We start from the raw sequence: 5,699 nt of genomic DNA on the forward strand, positions 1-5,699 counted from the left end.
GCGGGTGATGTGCCGATGTACTCGACGGTGACGGGTCGGGTTCTTGAGGTTGGTGCGGCGGGTGCGGAGTACTGGTTCCGTAATCTGCGGCAGCCGGTGCGGTTCGAGGAGACGGTTCGTGGGCTGATCGCTGACGGTCACACCATGTTTGTGGAGGTGAGTCCGCATCCGGTGCTGACGTCTCCGGTGGAGGAGACCGGTGAGGCGATGGGTGTCGAGGTGTGTGCGGTCGGCACGTTGCGGCGTGAGGAGGGCGGTGTCAGGCGTTTCCTCACTTCGCTCGCGGAGTTGTGGGTGCGGGGTGTGGAGCCGGAGTGGCAGGGTGTGTTCGCCGGCAGTGGTGCATGCCGGGTCGGGTTGCCCACGTATGCCTTCCAGCGTCGGCACTACTGGCTGGACGGTGCGGCAGGTACCGCTGAGGTGTCCGGGGCCGGCCTCTCCGCGCTCGGTCACCCGCTGCTGGCTGCCGGTATCGCGCTCGCGAGCGGCGAGGGCCACCTCTTCACGGGCCGAATATCCCTGCATACGCATTCCTGGCTCGCCGGTCACGCGGTGCTGGGCCGGGTCCTGGTGCCCGGGGCCGCCATGCTCGAACTGATACTGCGGGCGGGCGAGAGTGTCGGCTGTGAACTCCTTGAGGAGCTCGTTCTGCAGGCCCCGCTGGTCATACCGGGCGGCGACGCGGTGGCCGATATCCAGGTCGCCGTCGAAGCCCCCGACGAGCAGGGCCGGCGCGCGGTGCGGCTGCACTCCCGGGCGGTGCGGCCAGGCCAGGAGGACGACGGTGCGGAGTGGGTCTGCCACGCCGAGGGGCTGCTGATCGCGGCGCCCGCCGCACTCACCGGCGGGCAGGCCGCAGCCGACGCCGCCTGGCCGCCCGCAGGTGCGGAGGCCGTGGACATCGACGGCTTCTACGACCGCCTTGCGGCCACCGGGTACGGCTACGGTCCGGTCTTCCAGGGCATCCGTGCGGTGTGGCGGCGCGGCGAGGAGCTGTTCGCCGATGTCGCGTTGCCGGAGGGCGCAGAGCGGGATGCCGAGCGGTTCGGGGTGCACCCCGCCCTCGTCGACGCCGCGCTGCAGACGGGTCTGGTGACGTTGCTGGAGGACGGCGGCGAGCGAATGATGCCGTTCTCCTTTGCCGGGGTTCGCCTCCACGCGAGCGGTGCCACCGGGGCACGGGTCCGGCTGACGCCGACGGGCGCCGACTCGCTCGCGGTGCGGCTTACCGACGGCACCGGCCTTCCGGTGCTCACCATCGACACGCTCACCTCGCGCCCGCTCACCGCTGACACGCTCTCCCGGCAGGGGGTGGATTCGCTGTACGAGGTCAACTGGACTGTGCTGAGTGACAGTTCGGGTGACATCGCCGGTGTTCCCGGTTCGGCCGTGGTCCTGGGTGATGGTCTGGCGGAGCTCGGTCTGCCGTGTCACGAGGACCTCGCAGCGCTCGTCGAGAGCGTCCGAGGCGGCGGTGCCCTGCCCTCGACCGTGCTCCTGCCCTGCCCACGGACGACGGGCGGGGACACCCCCGCCGCCGTCCGCGCGCAGCTGGCCTCCGTACTCGCCGCCGTGCAGGAGTGGCTCGGTCTCCCGGAGCTGGAAGAGGCACGCCTCGCGGTGGTGACGCGCGCAGGCGCTGTCGTGGCACCGGGCGAGCGGCCCGAACCCGGGCAGGCCGCGGTGCAGGGCCTGATCCGCACGGCGTCCTCCGAGCATCCGGGCCGTTTCCTGCTGGTCGACCTGGACGACGCGCCGTCGTCCGCCGCGGCCCTGCCCGCCGCGGTCGCTGGTGCGGTGGCCGCTGACGAGTCCGCCCTCGCGCTGCGTTCCGGAGCGGTCTTTGTGCCCCGGCTCGGCCGCGTCTCCACGACCGGCGCCGACACTCTGGCCCTGCCCGAAGCGGACGTCTGGGGTGTGGAGCTGGACACGGGCGGAGCTCTGGACGGGCTGCGCCTGGTGGCCGCCCCGCGGGCCGCCGAGCCTCTCGGCGCGGGCCAGGTGCGGGTCGCGGTCCGTGCCACCGGGGTCAACTTCCGAGACGTGCTGGTGGCGTTGGGTGTCGTTGCCAAGACGGCGGGGCTCTCGGGTGGCGACGGTGCCGGTGCCGCCCCGGAGACCGAGGCGTTGTTCGGTAGTGAGGGTGCGGGGGTGGTGACCGAGGTGGGGCCCGGGGTCGCCGGGTTCGTGGTGGGTGATCGGGTGATGGGCCTGTTGTCGGGTTCGTATGCCGGTCCTTCGGCGGTGGCTGACAGTCGCATGCTTGTGGAGATGCCTGTCGGGTGGTCGTTCGCTGAGGCGGCGTCGGTGCCTGTGACGTTTTTGACTGCGTATTACGCGTTGGTTGATCTCGCCGGGTTGCGGGAGGGCGAGTCGTTGCTGGTGCATGCGGCTGCGGGTGGGGTGGGGATGGCCGCTGTTCAGCTGGCCGGGCATCTGGGGGCGGAGGTGTATGCGACGGCGAGTGAGGCCAAGTGGTCCACGGTGCGGCGGACCGGGATCGCCGGTGAGCGGTTGGCCTCTTCGCGTAGCGTGGAGTTCGCCGACCGGTTCCTGGACCACAGTGAGGGCCGGGGTGTCGATGTCGTTCTCAACAGCCTGGCTGGGGAGTTCGTGGACGCCTCGTTGCGGGTGCTGCCGCGCGGTGGCCGGTTCCTGGAGATGGGCAAGGCCGATATCCGTGATGCCGGTGAGGTGGCGGCAGCTCATGTCGGTGTGCGGTATCGGGCCTTCGATCTGGGTGAGGCGGGCGCGGAGCGGCTCGGTGAGATGCTCACGCACCTGGCTGAACTCTTTGCCCGGCGGGTGCTTGTGCCGTTGCCTGTCACCGCGTGGGACACCCGCCAGGCGCCGCAGGCTTTCCGGCACATGAGTCAGGCGCGGCACATCGGCAAGGTCGTTTTGACGAACTCGCGGGCCGCACTGATGGGCGGGACGGTGCTGGTGACGGGTGGCACCGGTGTCATCGGGTCGGCGGTGGCCCGTCATCTGGTCACTGAGCATGGTGTGAGGGATCTGGTGCTGACCGGCCGGCGGGGCGGGGATGCCCCGGGTGCCGGGGAGTTGGCCGCCGAGCTGATGGCGTTGGGTGCCACGGTGCGCGTCGAGGCCTGTGATGCTGCGGACCGTGCGGGTCTTGGTGCGCTCCTGGACGGGATCGAAGGGCTGTGCGGTGTGGTGCATGCCGCCGGGGCTCTGGACGACGGAGTCGTTTCCGCGTTGACGCCTGAGCGTCTTGATACGGTCCTTCGTCCGAAGGTGGACGGGGCCTGGAACCTGCACGAGCTCACCCGTGATCGTGACCTCGCGTTGTTCGTGCTGTTCTCCTCGGCGGCCGGTGTGTTCGGTTCTCCGGGGCAGGGGGGGTACGCGGCGGCGAATTCCTTCCTCGACGCCCTTGTGCAGGAGCGTCGTGTCCAGGGGTTGCCCGCACACTCGCTGGCTTGGGGGTTGTGGGCGGACCGCAGCGCGATGACCGGTGCGCTGGGGACCGCTGACCTCGACCGTATGCGTCGTGTGGGTGTCCGGCCGCTGGCCACGGAGGAGGGGCTTGCTCTCTTCGACGCGGCGGTGTGCCTCCCCGGCCCGCATACCGTTCCGGTTCGTCTTGATACGGCCGCGCTGCGGGAGCAGCGGTCCTTGGCGCCGTTGTTCCGTGCTCTGGTGCGCACGACGGTCAAGCGGTCGGCTGCCAATACTCTGGCGGGTGGTGGCGGCGGGTTGCGTGAGCGGCTTGCTGCGCTGGCCCCTGCCGAGCGCGACCGTGAGCTGACGGAGCTGGTGCGTGCCCAGGCTGCTCTCGTTCTGGGCCACGGCTCTGCTGGTGCGGTGGAGGCCGACCGGGCGTTCCGGGATGTGGGGTTCGATTCACTGACCGCTGTCGAACTGCGTAACCGGATCGGTGCCGCGACGGGACTGCGGCTGCCGGTGACCGCGGTCTTCGATCATCCCACTCCCGCCGCTCTCGCGGCCGAGGTCGCCATCCGGCTCGGCATCGAGGGCGAAAGCGGTCAGGACCGTGCAGCCCCCATCGCCGTGCCGGTCATTGCCGGCGACGACGATCCGATCGTCATTATCGGTATGAGCTGCCGCTTCCCCGGCGGCGTCGGCTCGCCCGAAGAGCTGTGGCAGCTGCTCACCGACGAACGCGATGCCATGGGCGACTACCCCACCGACCGCGGCTGGGATCTGGACGCCCTGTTCGACCCGGACCCGGCCCGCGTGGGCACCTCCTACTCCCGCACCGCCGGATTCATCGACGGCGTCGCGGACTTCGACGCGGAGTTCTTCGGGATCTCGCCGCGCGAGGCCCTGGCCATGGACCCGCAGCAGCGGCTGCTCCTGGAGACCACCTGGGAGGCACTGGAGCGGGCCGGCATCGACCCCGGCACCTTGCGCGCCACCCCGACCGGCATCTTCATAGGCGGCGCCGTTTCCGGTTACAGCACTGACCTGTTCACCACGGAGGACGGTCTCGACGGTCACCTGCTCACCGGCAACGCGGCCAGCGTGGCCTCCGGCCGTGTCTCGTACACGTTCGGGTTCGAGGGTCCTGCGGTGACGGTGGACACGGCGTGCTCGTCGTCGCTGGTGGCGCTGCACCAGGCGGTGCAGGCGCTGCGGCAGGGAGAGTGCACCCTGGCTGTGGCCGGTGGCGTCGCCGTCATGCCCACCCCTCGACTCCTCGTCTCCTTCAGCAGGCAGCGTGGACTGTCCCAGGACGGCCGCTGCAAGGCGTTCTCCGCGGACGCGGACGGGACCGGATTCTCCGAAGGTGTGGGCCTGCTCCTGGTGGAGCGGTTGTCGGACGCGCGGCGCAACGGACACGAAGTGCTCGCCGTGGTGCGTGGCTCCGCGCTCAACCAGGACGGCGCCTCCAACGGCCTGACCGCGCCGAGCGGCCCCGCACAACAGCGCGTCATCCGCCAGGCGCTCGCCAACGCCGGGCTCACCACCGCAGACATCGACGCCGTCGAGGCGCACGGGACCGGAACCTCGCTCGGCGACCCGATCGAGGCCCAGGCACTGCTCGCCACGTACGGCAAGGACCGCCCCGAGGACAATCCGCTGCTGCTCGGCTCGGTGAAGTCCAACTTCGGTCACACCCAGGCCGCGGCGGGTGTCGCGGGCGTCATCAAGATGGTGCTCGCCCTGCGGCACGGTGTGGTGCCGAAGACGTTGCACGTCGATGAGCCGACGCCGTATGTGGACTGGGCGTCGGGTGCGGTGGAGCTGGTCACGGAGAGTCGTGCGTGGCCGGAGACCGGGCGTCCGCGTCGGGCTGCGGTCTCTTCGTTCGGTATCAGCGGTACGAATGCGCATGTGGTTCTGGAGCAGGCGCCGGCCGGTCTGCCGGTTGGGTCCGCGGATCTCTCTGCGCCGTCGTCCGTGGTCGAGTCGTCGGTGGAGGCCGCGGGGGTCGTGGTGCCCTGGGTGCTTTCCGCGCGTTCTGCTGCCGGGCTGCGTGGGCAGGCGGCGCGGTTGCGGGACTCCGCAGCCGTGGCGGAGGCGTCCGACGCGGACGTCGCCTGGTCACTGCTCTCCGCACGGTCCGCCATGGAACACCGCGCCGTCGTGCTCGGCGAGAACCGCGCCGAGTTCCTGGCGGGCCTCGAAGCCCTTGCCGCCGATGAGCCGGCCGGGAACGTGGTGCGTGACGTCACCGCGGGCGTCCGTCGCCTGGCTCTGGTGTTTTCGGG

1 protein-coding gene is annotated in these 5,699 nt (G+C 70.7%); it reads left to right on the plus strand.

Annotated elements, in window-relative coordinates; genetic code table 11:
• Positions 1 to 15: 15 nt before the first annotated feature.
• Positions 16 to 5,699, plus strand: a 5,684-nt coding sequence (locus BFF76_RS32260; RefSeq protein ID WP_244167272.1) for a type I polyketide synthase, incomplete at its 3' end; no start/stop codon positions are given.

Source organism: Streptomyces mutomycini (genome assembly GCF_001700505.1).
Taxonomy (GTDB): domain Bacteria; phylum Actinomycetota; class Actinomycetes; order Streptomycetales; family Streptomycetaceae; genus Streptomyces; species Streptomyces mutomycini.